The sequence below is a fragment of the Cupriavidus agavae genome (assembly GCF_004217045.1).
Classification (GTDB): Bacteria; Pseudomonadota; Gammaproteobacteria; order Burkholderiales; family Burkholderiaceae; genus Cupriavidus; species Cupriavidus agavae.
The window spans coordinates 400381-419535 of record NZ_SGXM01000002.1 but is presented as its reverse complement, the minus strand read 5'-3'; the positions used below and the strand labels follow the sequence as shown (position 1 = coordinate 419535).

Here is a 19155-nt window from a genome sequence, read left to right as displayed (position 1 = left end):
GAACGATTCCTTCGAGACTTTGAAAAACAGCCGGTTTTCGGACTGGGGCAACGCTTGTTGCTGGCCCGAAGTATGTCGGCCTGCCGGAGGAATCCTTCCGCCGGTACCGCATTGGTTCCGGCTTTGCACGGTGTCATCGAGGCGGTGTTCCCGGGGTGTGCCGCATGGGCCTTGCGGCCTGCCGGGGCCGCGCTCCGGACATCACCCGGCGGGATTGTTGCGATGCAAGAATCAGACAAGCGCCGACACGGGCCGGGCGCCGAAAACGCTACTGTTGCTGGCATGCAGTAGCCTCCGTTTCCGGCCCGGACCATCTCCAGTGGCGGGCTGTTTTTTTTCGCTTCGGCGGGACGCCCTACGCCTGCGGCGTCGCTGCCAGCCCCCTCGCGCTGTCGGCGGTCCGGCTCGGTACTGGTGTACGTGCAGCCCGCATCACCGCCTCGAAGTCGGCGCCCGTGGCCGGCGTGGCCAGCAGGAAGCCCTGCACTTCATCGCAGCCGGCCTCCTGCAGCTTGCGCAGTTGCGTGGCCGTCTCTACCCCTTCGGCCACCACGTCCATGTGCAGTGCATGGGACAACGTGACGATGGCCTGCAGCAGCGCCTTGCCCTCGGCCTCGTGCATGTCCAGTTCGCCGGTGAAGAACCGGTCGATCTTCAGTTGCTTGACGCGGAACCGCTGCAGGTACGCCAGGCTTGAATAACCGGTGCCGAAATCGTCGATGGCCATCTCGTAGCCGTGTGCGTGGAAGCGCGCGATCGTCCCGGCGGTCTTCTCGGCGTCGTGCATCGCCACGGTCTCGGTAATCTCGAACATGAAGCGCGAGGGCGCGACACCGGCCGCGGCCACGATGGCGTCGATGCGGTCAACGAGGTCCGGCATGCCGAACTGCACCGCGGACAGGTTGATCGCGATCTGCGTCACCGGCAGCCGGGCGTCGTCCCAGCGCCGGATCCAGCGGCACACTTCGGCCACCACCCACTCGCCAATCTGCACGATCTGCCCCGAGCGCTCGGCCACGGCGATGAACTCGGGCGCCGGGACCTCGCCATACTGGGGGTGGCGCCAGCGCAGCAGCGCCTCGCCGCCAGTCAGGTGACGGCCGTGGGCCTTGAACTTGGGCTGGAACACCAGGTACAGGCTGCCATCTTCCATGCCGCCCGGGAGGTCGCGCTGCAGCACCATGGTGCGGTCCGCCTTGAGGCTCATTTCGGGGGTGAACACGCGGTAGGCATTGCGGCCGGCGGATTTGGCCGCGTACATGGCGATGTCGGCGTTCTGCAGCAGTTCGTCGGCGGTGGTGCCGTCCTTGGGATAGAACGCGATGCCGAGGCTCGCGGCGGTGCGAAGCCGGGCCCCGCTGGCAGTGCTTTCCTTGCCGAGCGTGCGCAACAGCTTGCCGGCAACGTCGGCGGCGTGGCGCTCTTCGGCGATGGCGGCCAGTACCACCACGAACTCGTCGCCGCCCACGCGCGCCACGAGTCCGTCCGGGCCGACCGACTCGACCAGTCGGGCGGCGCAGCCCTGCAGCAGCAGGTCGCCCACGGCGTGGCCGAGTGAATCGTTGATGCTCTTGAAGCCGTCCAGGTCGACGAACAGCACCGCGAACTGCGCGTGGTCGCGCGCCGCCCGGGTGGCCGTGGCATCGATATGGTGCAGCAGCGAGACACGGTTCGGCAGCCCGGTCAGCGCGTCGTGGGTGCCCAGGTGGTGCAGGCGGTGGTTGGCCTCGCGCAGCGAACTTGCCAGCGTGCTGTTGTGCCAGCCGAGGAAGAACAGCGTGCCGGTCAGTACCAGGAACGAGGCGGTGGAAACCAGCACGGCCAGCCAGTCGGTGCCGATGGCGTTCACGGTCAGGCAGACCGACCCGGGCGCGAAGCTGGCCGCGCTCATGCCGGTGTAGTGCATCCCGGCGATGGCCAGCCCCATGACCAGCGCGCCGGCGAAGCGCTTGCCGATCACGTACTCGTCAGCCGCATTGCGCAGCCGGAACGCGATCAGCAGCGCCGCCATCGACGCGCCGATGGCCAGCAGTACCGACAGCACCACCACGGGCACCGAATAGTCGATGCCGGGCGCCATGCGCATGGCCGCCATGCCGCAGTAGTGCATCGCCGCGATGCCGGCGCCCATGCAGGTGCCGGCCACCAGCAACCGTTTGACGGTCAGCGTGCCGCGCGTGGCCGTGGCCAGTGCCAGGTAGGCGCTGGCACTGGCCAGCAGCACCGAGCCGCCGGTCAGCCAGGCGTCGAACCCGACCGGGATCGGCAGCGTCAACGCCATCATGCCGATGAAATGCATCGACCAGATGCCGATGCCGAGCGCCACGCAGCCGCCCGCGAGCCAGAGCTGGCGCCGGCCGTGCTGGCCATCCCCGGGAATCCGCGCGGCAAGTTCCAGCGCCGTATAGGCGGCAAGCGTGGCCACCACGACGGAAAGGAGCACAAAAAGGGGGTGATAGCTGCCGCTCATGCGTGGTCTGCCGTCAGGGACTTCGGAATCCCCGGAACCGGCGCGCCGTCAGGCGGTGCGACGAGGGGGCCTGCCCAGTATGGGCAGCGGACGTAACGCAGTGAATAACCCGGTTTAGTTATTTTTGGCAATTTTTTCGGGAGGGCCGCGCCGGCTTGCCTTAAGCAAAGTTAATCCTGTTTCGGTGCGGCTTCTTCAATAATGCGTTGCCGGCCCGCAGGCATTCGCTCGTCGTCGTTTCTTGAAAAAATGTGTCCGTTGACACTTCAAATGCGAATGATTCTCATATAGAATTGCGTCCCGGCTGGTACAAAACACATTCCATCCAGCTGGAGGAAAGGGTCGGAATTGGCGGGACGTTGGGAAACAGGGGAGCAGTCATGCGCGTGTTGATTGTGGAAGACGATTCGCGGGTCAGTCACTGGCTGAGCGCCAAGTTGCAACAGAACGGACACGATTGCCGCCTGACCAGCACGGGCGAACATGCGCTGGAACTGATCGGCAGCGAGGCGTTCGACGCGGTCCTGCTCGACCGCATGTTGCCGGGCATCGACGGCATCAGCGTGCTGCACGCGCTGGCCGACTATCCGCATCCGCCCGTCATGGTGCTGTCCGCCGTGGACCAGCCCAGCGACCGCGTGGAAGGGCTGCGCGCCGGGGCTGGCGACTACCTCGGCAAGCCTTTCGATTTCACCGAGCTGCTGCTGCGCCTGGAAGGCATGGTCAAGTGGCGTGCCGCGTCGAACGACGCGGACTGGACCACGCGGCTCGAAGACCTCAGCATCGACTGGCGCGAGCGCCGCGTGACGCGCGGCGGCCAGTTGATCGACCTGACCGAGAAGGAGTTCGCGTTGCTGCAGGTGCTGGCCAACAACATGGGCCGCACCGTCACGCGCGCCATGCTGCTGGAGAAGGTCTGGGGCTACCAGTTCGATCCGCAGACCAACCTGATCGACGTGCATGTCTCGAAGCTGCGCAGCAAGATCGACCGCAACTTCCCGCGGTCGCTGCTGCGCACGGTACGCGCGGTCGGCTATGTCCTGGGCTGAGCGCGCCGCCCACCTGCTGGAAACCAGTACGTTCCGCCATGCCTCGATGGTGGCGTTCATCTTCCTGCTGGTGGCCGTGGGTACCGTGCTGCTGAGCGCCCAGCAGATCGACGCGCTGCTGCACAGCCATGTGCGCGACATGATCCTGGCCGACGTGCGCACCCAGGAGCGCAGCCACCATTTTGCCGATGCCAGCGGGCTGGCCGTGGCGCTCTCGCGCGACGACAGCCGCGAGCGCGAGGGCAACAAATCGCTCGTGATGGCGCCGTCCGGAGACCTGCTGTTCGGCGATCCGCAGGTGCGCACGGCGCTGCAGTGCCAGCCGCCGTGCGGGTTGCAGTGGCGCAATGTCACGGTCAGCGATTCCAGCGCGCGCCTGGCCCAGTTGTTCGGCGTGCAGGTGCCGCTGGCCGATGGCGGGGTGTTCTTCAGCGGCTACGACATCCTGCCGATGCGCGAACGGCTGCGCGTGATTCCGCTGGTGGCTGGCGCCGGTCTGTTCGCGGTGCTGCTGTCGAGCCTCGCCATCGGCCTCTATACCAGCGTGCGCAGCATGCGCCGCGTGGACCGCATTCGCAGCGCTTTGCGCCGCTACGTGACGGGCGAGCGCGATGCGGTGGTGCCGTGCGGCCATGACGGCGACGAATTCGACCTGCTGGGCCGGGACATCAATCACGTGCTGCACCGCGTGAACCGGCTCATGGAAGAGGTCAAGAGCGTGAGCAGCCATCTGGCGCACGAACTCCGCACGCCGCTAACCCGCATGCACCACCGGCTGGAGAACCTGGCGGACAAGGTGGAACCGGACATGCGCGACGACGTGCTGGGCGCGCTGGAGGAAGCCGGCCGCATCCAGCGCATGTTCCGCGCCGTGCTGCGGATCGGCGAGGTGGAGGCGGGGCGCTGCGAGCACGCGTTCGAATGGTTCGACGCGCGCACGCTGCTCGACGATCTGGCCGAGTACTACGGGCCGCTCGTTTCGCTCTCGGAGACAACGCTGCACATCGAGGCCGAGCCCGGCCGCGAGCTGTACGGGGACCGCGCGCTGCTGTTCCAGGCGCTGTCCAATCTGCTCGAAAACGCGATCAAGTACGCGCCGCAGGGCAAGTCACTGGTGCTGCTGGCGCGGCGCCGCGGCGATGGCATCACGCTGGGCGTGGCCGACGAGGGTCCCGGCATTCCGGCCAGCCAGCGCGGCCAGGCCGTCGAGCGCTTCCGGCGCCTGGGCGGGTCCACGCAATCGGGCAGCGGGCTGGGCCTGGCGCTGGTCAATGCGATTGCCCGGCTGCACGGGGCGACGCTTTCGCTCGAAGAGAATGCGCCCAGTGGCCTGCTGGCCGTGCTGCTGCTGGACCGCCGCCACTGGAACGAGAAAACCGGCCTCAAGGACGCGCTCAAGACCTGAGCGTGCCGGGCCGGCCTTCCGTGAGGCAGCGTCAGGCGGTTTCGAACATGTCGGCCAGCAACTGGCCGAAGCGGTCGTAGGCCGCGTTGGCGCCGGCGATCACGGCATCGTGCGTGCCGGGGGGCAACGCGTCGCTGTCGAGCGCGGCGACGAAGTTGCGCCAGGCGGTGGCGCGGCCTTCGGGATAGGCGGCCAGATTGCGCGCGCCGAACTCGGCGGACAGCCCCAGCGTCTCCTTGGCGGCCTTGAACAGGAATGCCGCGCCAAGCGTGGAACCTTCGGACACGTAGAGCCAGCCCAGTGCTTCGGGCATCGCCACGCCGGTGCTGGCGATCTCGGCCACCGGGGCTTCCCAGCCGAGGTCTGCCAGGTCGGCCTGCGAGGCGTCGGCGCGGCCGCGCCCGTCGAGATCGGGCACGGCGGCACGTACGGCCGGATCGGCGAACAGGTGCTCCACGTCGCGCTGGAACAGATACTGCGCCGCCACGAAGCGCGCATAGCCTTCACGGCTGGCAAAGGGGTCGGCGGCTTCCATCAGTGTGTGCATGCGCTCGTGCTGGGCGGCCGTTTCCTGCTTGAGGCGGGCGGACAGCGTGGGGCGGGTGTCGGGCGAGGTGGTCATCTGGACATCGGGTAGACATTGAAGGGCGCGCCGCGCAACGGTGCGCGACACGTCGGCAGGCCCCCTTTTTACGTGATCGCCCGGCCCATGACACGTTAATCTTGCTTCATGTTGCGCCTCACGGGGCGCTCGACACGGTGGCGATGGGTTGCGGGGGCAGTTGCCCCAGCAACTGCTGGTACTGGTAGCGGAACGCGGTGCCGTCCGTGCCGAGCAGGCGCGGCAGCGGCGTGACAAAGTCCTTGCGGATCTCGACCGTCAGGCGCCACACCGGCAACCCCGGCGCGTGCGTGGCGCGGACGGCGGCAGAATCGCCGATGGTGTCGAGCGAGGTGAAGCTTTCCACCGCCACGGTGGCAATATCGCCATCATCGAGGTAGCCATGCGAGGCCGTGGCCATGCGCTGCCGCACCAGCCGCTCCATCTGCCGGGCCTCCAGCGATTCAGGAGGCACGCCCCGGAAACCCTCGACCGCGTGTTCGAGCGCACGGCCGCCCATGTTGATGGCGAGCCCGATATTGCCAAGCTCCATGAACATCATGGCGCCGGCAATGACCACGGGCAGCGCGAACGCGGCCTCGACGGCCAGCGCGCCGCGCGTGCGCGAGAAGAATTGGCGAGGTCGGAGCATGCCGTCAGCCTCGATACAGCACGAACGCCGCACCGGCGGCAATCGCGAAACCATAGGGAATGCCTGACAGCGCATGCGAGCGCAGCGCCATCGGCGTGGGGAATGGCCGACGCAGCCAGCCGCCAAGCTGCTCCACGCGCCGGGCGAGGAACAGTTCGGTGGCGCGCAGCACCGGCATGCCGAGCGCCAGCACGCCGCCGGCCAGCGAGGTCACCACCAGGAATGCGGAGACCTCGTTGCCAAGCCACAGGCACAGCACGGCCACCAGCTTGACGTCGCCGGCGCCAACCCAGCGCATCGCAAACAGGCCGTAGCCCAGCACCAGCACGATCCCCGCCGCCGCCGCGCCCCGCCCAATGGCCGGCCACGGCAACGGCCCGGCGTCGTGCCAGGCCATCCAGCCAAGATGCAGCGCCCAACCGGCCAGCAGCGCAAGCACGAGATGGTTGGCGATGCGGCGGTAGAGCAGGTCGGAAAACACCACCCAGACCAGTACGGGCGGCAGCACCACGGCGGCAAACGTCAACGGCACCGCCATCAGCGTCGCCTTGCGCGGGACGCCGGCGGCACCGCGTGCCACGGATAGCGAGGGTTCATGCAGGACTCCGGAAACAACGCAGATTGCCAATACCGTATTGAGAATCATTGTTGTTTCCGGGGCAAGCGGCCAATCATTAAGAATTGTTCGGGATTGGGGCTAGCCGCCGACCTCGATGCGGGATCGGCAGCTCTTGCGCGCAAAGTTGGAGCATCCCCAGAATGGCCGGTCAACGTTGGTCACCGGACGCATCTGGGCGCCACAACGGCTGCAGGCTGGGCGCCAGTATTCCCCTTCTACGGCAAGGGCAAGGAGAGGCGCCTTGCGATCGGGGGCCAGCGCACGCAGACGCGCCACCATGTCGGCGCCATCGATCGCCATGATTCGCGCCTGGCTGGCTTCCTCGCGGGCGGGACGCGTGAAATCCGACATGGTGACGAATACGCCTTCCCTCACGTTCTCACGTGTCATGACGCCCGCTAGTGCGCGAATGGGTTCCACATCCACCCGCTTCTTGCGCCAGCCCTTGCACTGGATCAGCTTGACAGGCGTGGGAAGGTCCTTGAAATAGAGTCGTATGTCGATCCCGCCGTCGGCGCCATGGCTACGCTGGTCAGCCCGGAAACCATGCGCCGCGAAATAAGCGCCGCAGAGCTGCTCGAACCGGTTCCAGGACAACGCGCGCAGCAATTCGATGGAGAAGTCATCGCGGGCAACCTCGGGCTGCTCGAAATGGCGCAGTTGCCGGAGCCGATTCGTCTTGTCTGTCTCGATCGTCTGCTGCTGGCTGGATTGCAGTGCCTTGCCAGCCTCCATCATGGCGGCCGCAGCGTCCATGGCACGCTGCAACAGTGTGTTTTTGTGACCCATTCTTGCTACCCGAATTTGCTAGTGGATTCGCCAGTTCAGGGCATACGTTGTGCCCCGACCGGTCAGCTCGAAACCTTATATCACCGGGCTCAGCCGCCCGACACCCGATGGGAGTGGGATCTGTCGCGCATTGACGACGGCGCCGGCAGCGGGGCGGTCTGGAACGCCGTAGCGGAGAAATCCGTCGAGAAGCTAATCCAGGAGTTCGGTAGTGGCGCTTCTGGCATCGGATGGCATTTTCTCCATTTTGGATGATTCGGATAGCGGGGAGTAATATGTGCGACCCCTCCACCGCCCCAACCTCCCATGCAAGTCCTCGTCGACGCCGATGCCTGCCCCGTGGTCATCAAGGAAATCCTGTACCGGGCTGCACAGCGCGTGGAGATCTGCGTCACGCTGGTGGCCAACCAGTACCTGCGCACGCCGCCATCGCGCTTTATCCGGTCGGTGCAGGTGCCGGCGGGGTTCGACGTGGCGGATCAGCGCATTGTCGAGATGGCCGAAGCGGGCGATCTTGTGATCACGGCTGATATTCCGCTGGCGGCGGCTGCGCTCGACAAGGGCGCGCATGTGCTCGATCCGCGCGGCAGCTGGTTCAGCCGCGAGAATATCCAGGAGCGGCTGACGATGCGCGAGGTGCTCGACCAGTTGCGCGGCGCCGGCATCGACACCGGCGGGCCGCCGCCGTTCTCGCCGCAGGACAGCAAGGCGTTCGCCAGCCAGTTCGACCGGTTCCTGGCCCGCCAGCGGCCTTAGTCCGGCCGGCGGGGTGCCGCGTCACAGGTGCATGCCGCCCGACACCTCGATCCGTTCGCCGGTCATCCAGCCCATGTCGGAAGACAGCAGCGCCGCCACCGCTCCGCCGATATCGTCGGGCTGGCCCACGCGGCCCAGCGCCGTGTTGGCGGCCACCATGGCATTGACCTGCGGGTTGTCGCGCACCACGCCGTTGCCGAAATCCGTGGCGATGGCGCCGGGCGCCAGCGTGTTGACGCGGATGCCGCGCGGGCCCAGTTCGCTGGCCAGGTAGCGCGACAGCACTTCGATGCCACCCTTCATGGTGGCGTAGGTGGCCTTGCCGGGTGCGCAGAAGCGGGCCAGGCCGCTCGACACATTGAGGATGCGGCCGCCATCGGCCAGCAGCGGCACCAGCGCCTGGGTCAGGAAGAACACGCCCTTGAGGTGGATATTCATCAGGTTGTCGAATTCCTGCTCGGTGGTCTGCATGAACGGCACGTTCGAGCCGTTGCCGGCGTTGTTGAACAGTGCGTCGAAACGTTCGCGGCCGAACTCTTGCGCCAGCGTGGCGCGGAAGGTGTCGGCGAATGCCGCGAAGGTGCCGCTCTTGCCGGTATCGAGCTGCAGGGCGACGGCCTTGCGGCCTGCCTGGGCGACTGCGGCCACCGTCTCCTGCGCGGCGTCGGCGCGCTCGGCATAAGTGATCACCACGTCCCAGCCGCTGGCGGCAAGGTGCAGGGCGGCAGATCGCCCCAGGCCCCGGCTGCCGCCGGTGATGAGGGCAATGCGGGGTGTGGAAGGGGTCGAGGTCGGGGTGGCGTTCATCGCAGGCTCCTGGGTGGTTGGAAAAGTGGTCCGGTCCAGTTACTCTACTGTTCGCGCCAAGCCAGATAAATCAATCAGGAACGACATATCTGGTCGAGAAAATCGACCAATGCGCCCGGCGAACCTTGATTCTTCGAACATGTCCACCGTCCTCCCATCCACCGCAGACCTCAGGGTTTTTGTGCTCGTCGCCCAACTGGCCAGCTTCACGCAGGCTGCGCTCCGGCTGCAGGTGCCGCGCTCGACCGTCTCCACGTCGATCATCCGGCTGGAGAAGCAACTGGGTGCCCGCCTGCTCCAGCGCACCACGCGGCGCGTGGTGCTGACGCGCGAAGGCGAGGAATTGCTGGGGCGCAGCGAGCGGCTGCTCGATGATTTCGAGGAGTTGGCGCAGTTGTTCCGCGCCGATAACCAGCCGCTGCAGGGCCTGCTGCGCGTGGACATGCCGCTTGGCATGGCAACCGGCGTGGTCATGGCCGCGTTGCCGGCGTTCCTGCAGCGCCATCCCGCTTTGCAGATCGAGGTGTCGAGTACCGACCGGCGGGTGGACGTGATTGCCGATGGATTCGACTGTGTGGTGCGCGCGGGCAACGTGGTGGACGAATCGCTGGTGTCCCGGCCGCTGGCGCAGATGCCGCTGATCAACGTGGCAAGCCGGGATTACGTCGGCGCCCACGGCCGGCCCGAGAACCTTGCCGATCTTGCCGCGCACTGGCTCGTCAACTACATGCCGAATCGGTCGAGCACGCCGGCCGGCTTCGAGTATCACGAAGGCGGCAAGCTCGTCAGCGTGCCGATGGCCCACCGGGTCACCGTCAACAACAGCTCCGCCTACAGCGCTGCCTGCCGCGCGGGCTTTGGTATCGCGCAGATCCCTACGGCCACCGCCGCGCCGGACCTGCGCACCGGCCTGCTCATCGAAGTCATGGCGCGGTACCGGCCCGAGCCGATGCCGGTCAACCTGCTGTACCCGCACCGGCGCAACGTACCGGCACGCGTGCGCCAGTTTGGCGACTGGCTGGGCGAGTTGCTGAAGAGCACGATCCAGTAGGGCTGTTGGATTGGCATGTTTCCTGCTGCCTTGCAGCATCGGCACGTTGGCTGTCATGCAAGGAGCGCGCGATGAAAAACCCCTGGCTCAAGAAGAATCCGATGCTGAGCATGTGGCTCAGTGGCGCGAATGCGGTGGCTGGTGCGGCAAGCGGGCGAGCGGTGGCGGAGGGCCGGCGCCAGCAGGCACTGGCTGCCACGGCCATGACCAAGGCGGCCACGGATGCCTGGATTGCGGCGCTGACGCCGCCCGGGCCGGCGCGGAAGCGCACCACCAAACGGCGCGGCAAATAGCGGGATCTACATGGTCCACGCTGGCAAATTGTGCAAGCGAAGGCGCGTATGAGCGACGACAGCCGGCCGGGCCGGCGCACGCGTGAGGCGGGTGGGGTGGCAGAACCTGCCCCGCCGGGGGCGGACAACTTCGTCCGCGTGCGTGGTGCGCGCGAGCACAACCTCAAGAATGTCGATGTCGATATCCCGCGCAACGCGCTGGTGGTGTTCACCGGCGTCTCGGGTTCGGGCAAGTCATCGCTCGCGTTCGGCACGCTGTACGCGGAGGCGCAGCGGCGCTATTTCGAGTCGGTGGCGCCGTACGCCCGGCGGCTGATCGACCAGGTGGGTGTGCCCGAGGTCGACAGCATCGCGGGTTTGCCGCCCGCGGTGGCGCTTCAGCAGCAGCGCGGCACGCCGAATGCGCGCTCGACGGTGGGCAGCGTCACCACGCTGTCGAGCCTGGTCCGCATGCTGTACTCGCGCGCCGGCACGTATCCGGCGCGGCAGCCGATGCTGTACGCCGAGGATTTCTCGCCCAACACGGTAGAGGGTGCCTGCCCCGAATGCCACGGACTCGGGCGCATCTACGATGTCACGGAACGGTCGATGGTGCCGGACGATTCGCTGTCGATCCGCGAGCGCGCCGTAGCTGCGTGGCCGCCGGCCTGGCACGGGCAGAACCTGCGCGACATCCTGGTGACGCTGGGCTACGACGTCGACACGCCCTGGCGCGACCTGCCGAAGAAGGATCGGGACTGGATTCTCTTTACCGAGGAGCAGCCCACCGTGCCGGTCTATGCCGGCTTCACGCCGCGCGAGGTACGTGCCGCGCTCAAGCGCAAGCTGGAGCCGAGCTACCAGGGCACGTTTACGGGCGCGCGCCGCTATGTGCTGCAGACCTTCGCCACCACCCAGAGCGCGCTGATGAAGAAGCGCGTGGCGCAATACATGATCGGGCGCGATTGCCCGGCCTGCCATGGCAAACGGCTCAAGAAGGCAGCGCTCTCGGTAAAGTTCGCGGGGCTGGACATCGGCGAGTTCACGCATCTGCCGCTGGCGCGGGTGGCCGAGATCATGCGTCCGATCGCGCGAGGGGAATCCGGCGGCGCCGCAGAGGCGTCCGGGGCGGTCCTGAGCCGCAAGGCTGCGCGCGCGGACACGGCGCGCCGCGTGGCGGCAGGGGGTTCAGCGCACAAGTCGGCACCCGACGTGCGGCGCACACCGAACCTGTCCGACGAGAAGCGGCTGGCCTCGCAGCGCATCGCCGAAGAACTGATGGAGCGCCTCTCCGCGCTGATCGACCTTGGCCTGGGCTACCTGTCGCTGGACCGCAGCACGCCGACGCTGTCGTCCGGCGAGTTGCAGCGGCTGCGGCTGGCCACGCAGATCTCTTCGCAGTTGTTCGGGGTGGTCTATGTCCTGGACGAACCCTCGGCCGGACTCCACCCCGCCGATGGCGAGGCGCTGCTGGTGGCGCTGCGCCGGCTCAAGGCAGCCGGTAACTCGCTGTTCGTCGTGGAGCACGACACACAGACCATGCGGCAGGCGGACTGGATCGTCGACGTGGGGCCGGCGGCCGGCGAGCAGGGCGGATGCGTGCTCTACAGCGGTCCGCCCGCCGGGCTGGCCGATGTTGCCGCGTCGCGCACGGCGGCCTACCTGTTCGGCGAGCGCAAAGGGCCGCGCGGCGGCAGATCGCCGCGCGAGCCTGTCGGATGGCTGCAACTGGCCCACGTGTCGCGCAATAACCTCCACCGCGTGGATGCCGCCATCCCGCTGGGCTGCTTCACCGCGGTCACTGGCGTCTCGGGTTCTGGCAAGTCCAGTCTCATCGCCCAGGCACTGCCTGAGCTGGTCAACCGGCATCTGGGCCGCGCCGAAGACAGCGACCCCGACGACGAACGCGATCCGCTGTTCGCGGTGACCGACGCCCCGACCGAGGGGCGTATTGCCGGGGGCATGGAGAGCGTGCGCCGGCTGGTGCGCGTGGACCAGAAGCCGATCGGCCGCACGCCGCGCTCGAACCTGGCTACCTACACCGGGCTGTTCGACCACGTCCGCAAGCTGTTTGCCGCGACGCCCGCTGCGCGCAAGCGGCATTACACGGCAGGGCGTTTCTCCTTCAACGTGGCGCAGGGCCGCTGCCCCACGTGTGAAGGCGAAGGCTTTGTCAGCGTGGAGTTGCTGTTCCTGCCGAGCGTCTATGCGCCGTGCTCCGCCTGCCATGGCACGCGCTACCGGCCGCAGACGCTGGAGATCACGTGGCAGGGGCGGAATATTGCCGAGGTGCTCGACCTGACGGTGGATGCCGCCTGCGACGTGTTCGCTGGCGAGGCCCCGGCGATGCGTTCGCTGCAGGTGCTGCGCGATATCGGGCTCGGCTATCTGCGGCTGGGCCAGCCGGCCACGGAGCTGTCGGGCGGCGAGGCGCAACGCATCAAACTGGCGACCGAACTGCAGCGTGCCCAGCGCGGCGACACGCTCTACGTGCTCGACGAGCCGACCAATGGCCTGCATCCCGCCGATGTGGACCGGCTGCTGGTGCAGTTGCAGGCACTGGTGGACGCCGGCAACACGGTGGTCGTGGTCGAGCACGACATGGGCGTGGTGGCACAGGCTGACTGGGTCATCGACATCGGCCCCGGCGCGGGCGATCAGGGCGGGCGGATCGTGGCCGCTGGCCGGCCGCACGAAGTGGCTGCCACGCCAGCCAGCGCCACGGCGAACTTTCTGGCCAGAGAACTCGATTGACCGCCCGATATGTCGGGGATTTCCCGTAGCTTCGCCCAAATACATCATGACATGATGTATTGTCTCGCACTCGTGCAGCCTGAAGCCGCAGCCAGAGGGCCGGCTGCGCGGTAAACGGATACGGGGACTAGGCAATGCAGATACGGAGACAGACGGACTTCCTGTCCGGATTGATGTTCATCGCGGTGGGACTCGCGTTTTCATGGGTCGCACGCGGATACACGATGGGAACGGCCGCGCGCATGGGGCCGGGCTATTTCCCATTCTGGCTGGGCATCGTGCTGGCACTGCTGGGTGTGGCGGTGGCGGTCGGGTCGGTGTCGGCGAAGGCCGAGGCGGACCGCATGGCACGCTGGGACATCAAGACGCTGCTTTGGGTGCTCGGCTCGGTGGTGTTGTTCGGGCTGATCCTGAAGCCGCTCGGCATGGTGCTGTCGGTGCTGGTGCTGGTGCTGGTCTCGTCGATGGCCAGCCACGAGTTCAGCTGGAAGGGCGCGATCCTGAATGCGGTGGTGCTGGTCATCATCAGCACCTTCGCGTTCGTGTACGGCATCAACCTGCAGATGCCGGTGTGGCCTGCATTCCTCGCCAACTAGGAGGCACGCCATGGAACTGTTGAGCCATCTGTCGCTGGGATTCTCCACGGCACTCTCGCTGCAAAACCTTGCCTACGCGTTTCTGGGCTGCGTGCTCGGCACGCTGATCGGCGTGTTGCCCGGGCTGGGGCCGCTGGCGACCATCGCCATGCTGCTGCCCGTCACCTACTCGCTGCCGCCGGTCGCCGCGCTGATCATGCTGGCCGGCATCTACTACGGGGCCCAGTACGGCGGCTCCACGACGGCCATCCTGGTGAACCTGCCCGGCGAATCGTCATCGGTCTGTACCACGCTGGACGGCTACCAGATGGCCCGCCGCGGCCGCGCTGGCGTGGCACTGGCCACCGCCGGCATCGGCTCGTTCTTCGCGGGTAGCGTGGCCACGCTGATCCTGGCGGCGTTCGCCACGCCGCTCTCCGAACTGGCGTTCAAGTTCGGCCCGGCCGAGTATTTCTCGCTGATGGTGCTCGGCCTGATCGGGGCGGTGGTGCTGGCTTCGGGGTCGCTGGTCAAGGCCGTGGCAATGATCGTCCTGGGCCTGCTGCTGGGTCTGGTGGGTACCGACGTCAACTCGGGTGCCGCACGGTTCTCGTTCGACGTGCCCGAGCTGACCGATGGCATCAGCATTACCGCGCTGGCGATGGGCCTGTTCGGCTTTGCGGAGATCATCGCCAACCTGGAGCAGAAGGAGACCCGCGAGACCTTCACCGACAAGGTGACCGGCCTGTTTCCCACGCGCGAGGATTTCCGCCGCATGATCCCCGCGGTGCTGCGCGGGACGATGCTGGGGTCGGCGCTCGGCATCCTGCCGGGGGGCGGCGCCTCGCTGGCATCGTTCGCCGCGTACTCGCTGGAAAAGAAGACGTCGAAGTACGCGCACGAGTTCGGCAAGGGCGCGGTGGAAGGCGTGGCGGGACCGGAGTCCGCCAACAATGCGGCGGCCCAGACCTCGTTCATTCCGCTGCTGACGCTTGGCATTCCGCCGAATGCGGTGATGGCGCTGATGGTGGGCGCGATGACGATCCACAACATCCAGCCCGGACCGCAGGTGATGACCAGCAACCCGTCGCTGTTCTGGGGCCTGATCGCCTCGATGTGGATCGGCAACTTCATGCTGGTGGTGCTGAACCTGCCGCTGATCGGGATCTGGGTCAAGCTGCTGACCGTGCCGTACCGCTTCCTCTACCCGGCCATCCTGGTGTTCTGCAGCATCGGCGTCTACTCGGTGAACAACACGGTGTTCGACGTCTTCGTGGCAGCCGCCTGCGGCATGGTGGGCTACCTGTTCCTGAAGCTGCGCTGCGAGCCGGCCCCGTTGCTGCTGGGCTTCGTGCTCGGGCCGATGATGGAAGAGAACTTCCGCCGAACGCTGCTGCTGTCGCGCGGAGACTTCTCGGTGTTCGTGTCCCGCCCGCTGTCACTGGGCCTGCTGGTGGCCGCGCTGGCGCTGGTGGCGGTGGTGGCGCTGCCGTCGATCAAGGCCAAGCGCGAGGAGGCATTCCAGGAGGAATAGCGCTGCGGGTCCCGGCATATCGGCATATCGGCCGGGACCCGCCGGCATCATTCCGGCATGATGTCGGGGCGGTCGCGCGGGAACTGCGCGAGTGCCTCGGCGCTGATGTTCAGCGTCTGCATCACCATCTCCGGCGGCGTGTGGGTCAGCCAGTCGGACAGCGAGACCTCGGCGAAGTGGTCGGCCTTGAAGACCTCGACGAAGATCAGGTCGGTGTTGCCCACATTCTCCACGTAGTGTCCCAGCCCCTTGCGGACATAGCCGATATCGCCGGCGCGAAAGTCGGCCGTCATCGCCTTCGGGCCGGTGTCGAACACGGTCACGCGACCCTTGCCCTTCACGTAGTATTGCCACTCGTCGGCATTCGGGTGCCAGTGCAGCTCGCGCAGGCCGCCCGGATGCACGGTGACGAGCGCCGCGGCGATGTTCTTCGAGATGTGGAAATTGCGGCTGTCGGCAATCTGCACCTGTCCGCTGCGCGTCTTGCGTACCGGTACCGAATCAGACAGCGAGAACGTCACCGGTACCGCCGGCGGGCCCTTCTTCGACGCTGAAGCACGCTGCGCGGCGGCCAGCGGTCCCGGCTGTTCGCCCTGGAAGATCCAGAGGTTGTCGACGGGAATGTTCTTGAACGTCTCCACGGGCACGCCGAAGTTGGCGGCCAGGATCTCGGGCGGCGTGTGGGCAACCCAGTCGGTCAACAGCAGCGTGTTGAATTCCGACGCCATGCCGCTATCGAACGCGATCAGGAACTCGGCGCCCGTGGTGCCGGCACCCTGCAGCGAATGGGGCAGGCCGGGCGGGAAGTACCAGAGGTCGCCCGCCTTGACGTCCTGCACGGACGGGCGGCCTTCCTCGTCGAGCGTGGTGATGCGGCACTTGCCGTCCAGCATGATGGCCCACTCGGCCTGCTGGTGCCAGTGCATCTCGCGGATGCCGCCGGCCGACAGGCGCATGTTGACGCCCGAGATGTCCTTCGAGATCGCAAAGTCTTCCTGCGTGACCTCGCGCGCCCAGCCGCCGTTCTGCACCCGCTTGTGTGCGTTGTTGAACGACGCCCAGAACTGCGGCATGCCGTTGACATCGGTGGCCGGCGCGTTGCCGGCGGACGGAAACTGCTCGGCCAGCGCACGGTTCTGCGGCCCCGGATCGGTCAGGTCCTGCGGGTTGCGCGCGTTGATGGCCCCTTCGGGGGGGCGGTCTGGGTTGCCGAACGACGCCGCGTGTGCGGTGGCCGCTGCAGCAGCCAGCGCGGTGGTTGCCGCGCCGATCATTACCCTGCGTCTGGCCAGATCTGTCATGGTGTTACCTCGCTACGATAAAACGGCTGGGGGGCGGGCCGGCACACGTCCGCGAGCGCCGGCCCGGGACAACGGCGCGCTCAGGCGCCGTTGAAATTGATCTTCAGGGTCTCGTCCTGCTGGGATTTCTTCACGTGTGCGGCCAGTTTCTGCTTCGGTGCCTTCTTGCATTCCTCGACCACGTGCTCCACCGTGCGCGGCGTGTCCACGGTAATCTGGTCGTTCTCGCGCACGCCGAGCTTGTCGACGCTGGCAATCCAGTACACCACCGCGGGCTTGTACGTATCGCTGACCGACAGGAATTCCTCGCAGGTCATCTTGAACGGCTTGACCGTCCGGACGCCGTCGGCGGGCGCCGCCGAGGCGATCAGCGGCGTGGCCAGCGCGGCGGCGAGAAACAGCATCGAGGTCTTCTTCATGGTGGCTCCTTGTGCCAGGGTTGAGATCGTTGTGCGGTTTGGCGGTGGCTGCATCGCCAGACCATGTGAGCGATCATAGGAGTGCCGCCGGCCCGGACGTTGCCGCAATACACCAGCCTTTTTCGAATCACAGGGTGGGGCGGATCATGCTCTGGCATGAACCCTGCTATATGTTCGGTAACTGAAGCCGGGCATACCTCGCGCACTGCCGGGGTGCGCCGGGACCGGGTATGTGCGCATTGCGGCCGCGCGTGGCCGCAGTACCTTGTCGAAACCGTGATTGAATGGCGCCGCCAGCGCGCCCGCCCCCAATGGATTCACCCGACCGCCTGCTCCGCTGTTTTCTCCGCATCGCCGAACTGAAGTCGCTGTCGCGTGCGGCGGAGGAACTCGACCAGACGCAGTCCGGCGTCAGCCGGCAACTGGCCGCGCTGGAGGCGCAACTGGGCAAGCCACTGTTCGTGCGTACCGGTCGTGGCGTGACGCTGACCGAGGCGGGTCAGAAGCTGCAGGAGGCTATCGGCGGGCCGTACCGGGCCATCGACCAGGCCGTGGAAGGCATCCGGCAGGCGCACGGCACCACCCAGGGCACGGTGCGGCTGGCGATCGTGCATACGGTCAGCTACTACTTCATCGCCGATGTGGTGGCGAGCTTCGTCAGTACGCATCCGAACGTCAACCTGTCGCTGATGGGTCGCAGTTCGGCGGACGTGGTGGCGCTCGTGGAGGCCGGCAAGGCCGATCTCGGCGTGGTCTACGACACGGCCGTCGATACCGCGTCGCTGACCGTCCATCCGCTGTTCGAGGACCAGATGTGCCTCGTCACCCGGCAGCCTGCCGCTGGGCGGCCGCAGGGCGAGGGCATCGACCTGCGCGGGCAGACGCTGCGCCTGGTGGGGTTTCCGCAGGGCTACGCGCTGCGGCGCATGATCGAGAGTGCGGGGCTGCAGCCAACCTGCGTGACCGAGGCGGAGACGGTGGATGCCATGCTCAAGCTGGTGTCGATGGGCGTGGGTGACTGCATCCTGCCGTGCCGCCTCCCCGACCGCCTGCTCAACGACTACGGTCTGCAGAAGGTGAAGATTGCCGCGCCGCTGCTGCGCCGCCGCATGGTGGCCATCACGCACGCGGAGCGCCACGTGATGCCCCTGGCGGATACGTTGCTGGCGTGCGCCCTGCAGGTGGCGCGCTCGCTGGAGCCCTGACTGCAGCAGATAGCTGCTATGCGGCCAGCATCATAGCTCGCACGCGTTCCCGTTTTCATACTTGGACCTGTATCGCCGCTGTCTGCCACGGCGAACGCCCCCAAGGAGAGAAGACATGAACGCCCCCCTCAGAGACAAGTCGTATTTCGATACCCGCGCCACCCAGGAGATGGCGAAGCACCTGCGCAACCGGCCGCGCACCATGCAGGAGACCATGGCCTATGCCTGCCGCATCCTCGCCATGACCGAGCAGGAGGCCGGCCTTGCCGGCCAGATCAGCGTGCGCTCGGAGCGGCCCGGCGCGTACTGGACGCTGCGCTTCGGCCTGGGCTTCGACGAGGCCACGCCGGCGGACTTCATCGAGGTGGACCGCGATCTGAACACGCTGACCGGCGACGGCATGCCCAATCCGGCCACGCGCTTCCATCTCTGGGTCTACGATGCGCGGCCCGATGTGCACTCGATCATCCACACCCACTCGCCGTGGGCGTCGGCACTGGCGGCCGCGCGCCAGCCGCTCGTGATCGCGCAGATGGACATGACGCCGCTGCACGACGACTGTGCCTTTCTCGGCGAATGGCCCGGCGTGCCCATCGCCGACCAGGAGGGCGTGATCATCTCCGGGGCGCTCGGTCCCAAGCGCGCCATCATCCTGGCCCATCACGGCTATCTCACGGCCGGCAAGTCCTGCGAGGAAGCCACTTACCTCTCGGTCTACCTCGAACGTGCCGCGCGCATGCAGATTCGGGCGCAGGCGTTCGGCCCGCTGACGCCCGTGGACGACGCGCTCGCCCGCGAGGCGCACGACTACCTGCTCAAGCCATCCATCGTCAACGCCACGTTCGCGTACTGGGCCCGCCAGACGCACGGCATCGCGCCGCTGCCTCCGGCATGAG

18 protein-coding genes are annotated in these 19155 nt (G+C 67.0%); 10 read left to right on the top strand and 8 right to left on the bottom strand.

Annotated elements, in window-relative coordinates:
• Positions 1-355: 355 nt before the first annotated feature.
• On the bottom strand, positions 356-2470 hold the full coding sequence (locus EV147_RS12890; protein ID WP_130391567.1) for a putative bifunctional diguanylate cyclase/phosphodiesterase: 2115 nt from the start codon (positions 2468-2470) through the stop codon (positions 356-358).
• 380 nt (positions 2471-2850) lie between these two features.
• Between EV147_RS12890 and EV147_RS12885 the strand changes: the two genes are divergently transcribed.
• Positions 2851-3519: a response regulator transcription factor gene (locus EV147_RS12885; protein WP_130391566.1), complete on the top strand. Its 669-nt coding sequence runs from the start codon at positions 2851-2853 to the stop codon at positions 3517-3519.
• Positions 3506-4924: a sensor histidine kinase gene (locus EV147_RS12880; protein WP_198680234.1), complete on the top strand. Its 1419-nt coding sequence runs from the start codon at positions 3506-3508 to the stop codon at positions 4922-4924. The genes EV147_RS12885 and EV147_RS12880 overlap by 14 nt, the downstream gene beginning before the upstream one ends.
• A 31-nt stretch (positions 4925-4955) precedes the next feature.
• Here EV147_RS12880 and EV147_RS12875 read toward each other — a convergent pair whose 3' ends face one another.
• The 4 genes from EV147_RS12875 to EV147_RS12860 form a co-directional block, all read right to left on the bottom strand.
• Positions 4956-5546: a biliverdin-producing heme oxygenase gene (locus EV147_RS12875; RefSeq protein ID WP_130391564.1), complete on the bottom strand. Its 591-nt coding sequence runs from the start codon at positions 5544-5546 to the stop codon at positions 4956-4958.
• Positions 5547-5664: 118 nt separating this feature from the next.
• Positions 5665-6177 (bottom strand): hypothetical protein, encoded by a 513-nt coding sequence (locus EV147_RS12870; protein ID WP_130391563.1) that lies wholly within the window; start codon positions 6175-6177, stop codon positions 5665-5667.
• Positions 6178-6181: 4 nt separating this feature from the next.
• Positions 6182-6823 (bottom strand): A24 family peptidase, encoded by a 642-nt coding sequence (locus tag EV147_RS12865; RefSeq protein ID WP_235844715.1) that lies wholly within the window; start codon positions 6821-6823, stop codon positions 6182-6184.
• A gap of 51 nt (positions 6824-6874) precedes the next feature.
• A complete protein-coding gene (locus EV147_RS12860; protein ID WP_157994682.1) occupies positions 6875-7552 on the bottom strand; it encodes a restriction endonuclease in 678 nt (225 codons plus the stop codon).
• Between the two features lie 339 nt (positions 7553-7891).
• On the opposite strand from EV147_RS12860, the gene EV147_RS12855 reads away from it, so the two are divergent.
• The gene (locus EV147_RS12855; protein ID WP_130391561.1) at positions 7892-8341 is read left to right on the top strand and encodes a YaiI/YqxD family protein; all 450 of its coding nucleotides are present in this window, start codon (positions 7892-7894) and stop codon (positions 8339-8341) included.
• Positions 8342-8362: 21 nt separating this feature from the next.
• Here EV147_RS12855 and EV147_RS12850 read toward each other — a convergent pair whose 3' ends face one another.
• Positions 8363-9148: an SDR family NAD(P)-dependent oxidoreductase gene (locus EV147_RS12850; protein WP_130391560.1), complete on the bottom strand. Its 786-nt coding sequence runs from the start codon at positions 9146-9148 to the stop codon at positions 8363-8365.
• Between the two features lie 139 nt (positions 9149-9287).
• On the opposite strand from EV147_RS12850, the gene EV147_RS12845 reads away from it, so the two are divergent.
• The 5 genes from EV147_RS12845 (at position 9288) to EV147_RS12825 (ending at position 15334) form a co-directional block, all read left to right on the top strand.
• The gene (locus tag EV147_RS12845; RefSeq protein WP_130391559.1) at positions 9288-10199 is read left to right on the top strand and encodes a LysR family transcriptional regulator; all 912 of its coding nucleotides are present in this window, start codon (positions 9288-9290) and stop codon (positions 10197-10199) included.
• A 71-nt stretch (positions 10200-10270) separates the two neighbouring features.
• Positions 10271-10492 carry a hypothetical protein gene (locus EV147_RS12840; protein ID WP_130391558.1) on the top strand — a complete coding sequence of 74 codons (222 nt, stop codon included), beginning with the start codon at positions 10271-10273 and terminating at the stop codon, positions 10490-10492.
• A 48-nt stretch (positions 10493-10540) separates the two neighbouring features.
• Positions 10541-13225, top strand: a complete 2685-nt coding sequence (locus tag EV147_RS12835; RefSeq protein WP_130391557.1) for an excinuclease ABC subunit UvrA — start codon at positions 10541-10543, stop codon at positions 13223-13225.
• A 134-nt stretch (positions 13226-13359) separates the two neighbouring features.
• Positions 13360-13821, top strand: coding sequence for a tripartite tricarboxylate transporter TctB family protein (locus tag EV147_RS12830; protein WP_130391556.1), 462 nt, complete (start codon positions 13360-13362; stop codon positions 13819-13821).
• Between the two features lie 10 nt (positions 13822-13831).
• On the top strand, positions 13832-15334 hold the full coding sequence (locus EV147_RS12825) for a tripartite tricarboxylate transporter permease (RefSeq protein ID WP_130391555.1): 1503 nt from the start codon (positions 13832-13834) through the stop codon (positions 15332-15334).
• 47 nt (positions 15335-15381) lie between these two features.
• Here the strand turns inward: EV147_RS12825 and EV147_RS12820 are convergent, their stop codons facing one another.
• Both EV147_RS12820 and EV147_RS12815 read right to left on the bottom strand, forming a co-directional pair.
• The gene (locus EV147_RS12820) at positions 15382-16635 is read right to left on the bottom strand and encodes a cupin domain-containing protein (protein WP_130391554.1); all 1254 of its coding nucleotides are present in this window, start codon (positions 16633-16635) and stop codon (positions 15382-15384) included.
• 80 nt (positions 16636-16715) lie between these two features.
• The gene (locus EV147_RS12815; RefSeq protein ID WP_130391553.1) at positions 16716-17054 is read right to left on the bottom strand and encodes an HdeA/HdeB family chaperone; all 339 of its coding nucleotides are present in this window, start codon (positions 17052-17054) and stop codon (positions 16716-16718) included.
• 311 nt (positions 17055-17365) lie between these two features.
• On the opposite strand from EV147_RS12815, the gene EV147_RS12810 reads away from it, so the two are divergent.
• Positions 17366-18259: a LysR family transcriptional regulator gene (locus tag EV147_RS12810; RefSeq protein WP_130391552.1), complete on the top strand. Its 894-nt coding sequence runs from the start codon at positions 17366-17368 to the stop codon at positions 18257-18259.
• A gap of 115 nt (positions 18260-18374) precedes the next feature.
• Complete coding sequence (locus EV147_RS12805; protein WP_130391551.1) at positions 18375-19154, top strand: aldolase; 780 nt, start codon at positions 18375-18377, stop codon at positions 19152-19154.
• Position 19155: the final 1 nt, after the last annotated feature.

Excerpts from the sequence above, each read along its gene's own strand:
- EV147_RS12815 (WP_130391553.1), bottom strand. The coding sequence starts at position 17,054 with ATGAAGAAGACCTCGATGCTGTTTCTCGCCGCCGCGCTGGCCACGCCG.
- EV147_RS12875 (WP_130391564.1), bottom strand. The coding sequence starts at position 5,546 with ATGACCACCTCGCCCGACACCCGCCCCACGCTGTCCGCCCGCCTCAAG.
- EV147_RS12845 (WP_130391559.1), top strand. The coding sequence starts at position 9,288 with ATGTCCACCGTCCTCCCATCCACCGCAGACCTCAGGGTTTTTGTGCTC.
- EV147_RS12865 (WP_235844715.1), bottom strand. The coding sequence starts at position 6,823 with ATGATTCTCAATACGGTATTGGCAATCTGCGTTGTTTCCGGAGTCCTG.
- EV147_RS12850 (WP_130391560.1), bottom strand. The coding sequence starts at position 9,148 with ATGAACGCCACCCCGACCTCGACCCCTTCCACACCCCGCATTGCCCTC.
- EV147_RS12820 (WP_130391554.1), bottom strand. The coding sequence starts at position 16,635 with ATGACAGATCTGGCCAGACGCAGGGTAATGATCGGCGCGGCAACCACC.
- EV147_RS12890 (WP_130391567.1), bottom strand. The coding sequence starts at position 2,470 with ATGAGCGGCAGCTATCACCCCCTTTTTGTGCTCCTTTCCGTCGTGGTG.
- EV147_RS12840 (WP_130391558.1), top strand. The coding sequence starts at position 10,271 with ATGAAAAACCCCTGGCTCAAGAAGAATCCGATGCTGAGCATGTGGCTC.
- EV147_RS12860 (WP_157994682.1), bottom strand. The coding sequence starts at position 7,552 with ATGGACGCTGCGGCCGCCATGATGGAGGCTGGCAAGGCACTGCAATCC.
- EV147_RS12880 (WP_198680234.1), top strand. The coding sequence starts at position 3,506 with ATGTCCTGGGCTGAGCGCGCCGCCCACCTGCTGGAAACCAGTACGTTC.
- EV147_RS12855 (WP_130391561.1), top strand. The coding sequence starts at position 7,892 with ATGCAAGTCCTCGTCGACGCCGATGCCTGCCCCGTGGTCATCAAGGAA.
- EV147_RS12805 (WP_130391551.1), top strand. The coding sequence starts at position 18,375 with ATGAACGCCCCCCTCAGAGACAAGTCGTATTTCGATACCCGCGCCACC.
- EV147_RS12870 (WP_130391563.1), bottom strand. The coding sequence starts at position 6,177 with ATGCTCCGACCTCGCCAATTCTTCTCGCGCACGCGCGGCGCGCTGGCC.
- EV147_RS12830 (WP_130391556.1), top strand. The coding sequence starts at position 13,360 with ATGCAGATACGGAGACAGACGGACTTCCTGTCCGGATTGATGTTCATC.
- EV147_RS12885 (WP_130391566.1), top strand. The coding sequence starts at position 2,851 with ATGCGCGTGTTGATTGTGGAAGACGATTCGCGGGTCAGTCACTGGCTG.
- EV147_RS12810 (WP_130391552.1), top strand. The coding sequence starts at position 17,366 with ATGGATTCACCCGACCGCCTGCTCCGCTGTTTTCTCCGCATCGCCGAA.
- EV147_RS12835 (WP_130391557.1), top strand. The coding sequence starts at position 10,541 with ATGAGCGACGACAGCCGGCCGGGCCGGCGCACGCGTGAGGCGGGTGGG.
- EV147_RS12825 (WP_130391555.1), top strand. The coding sequence starts at position 13,832 with ATGGAACTGTTGAGCCATCTGTCGCTGGGATTCTCCACGGCACTCTCG.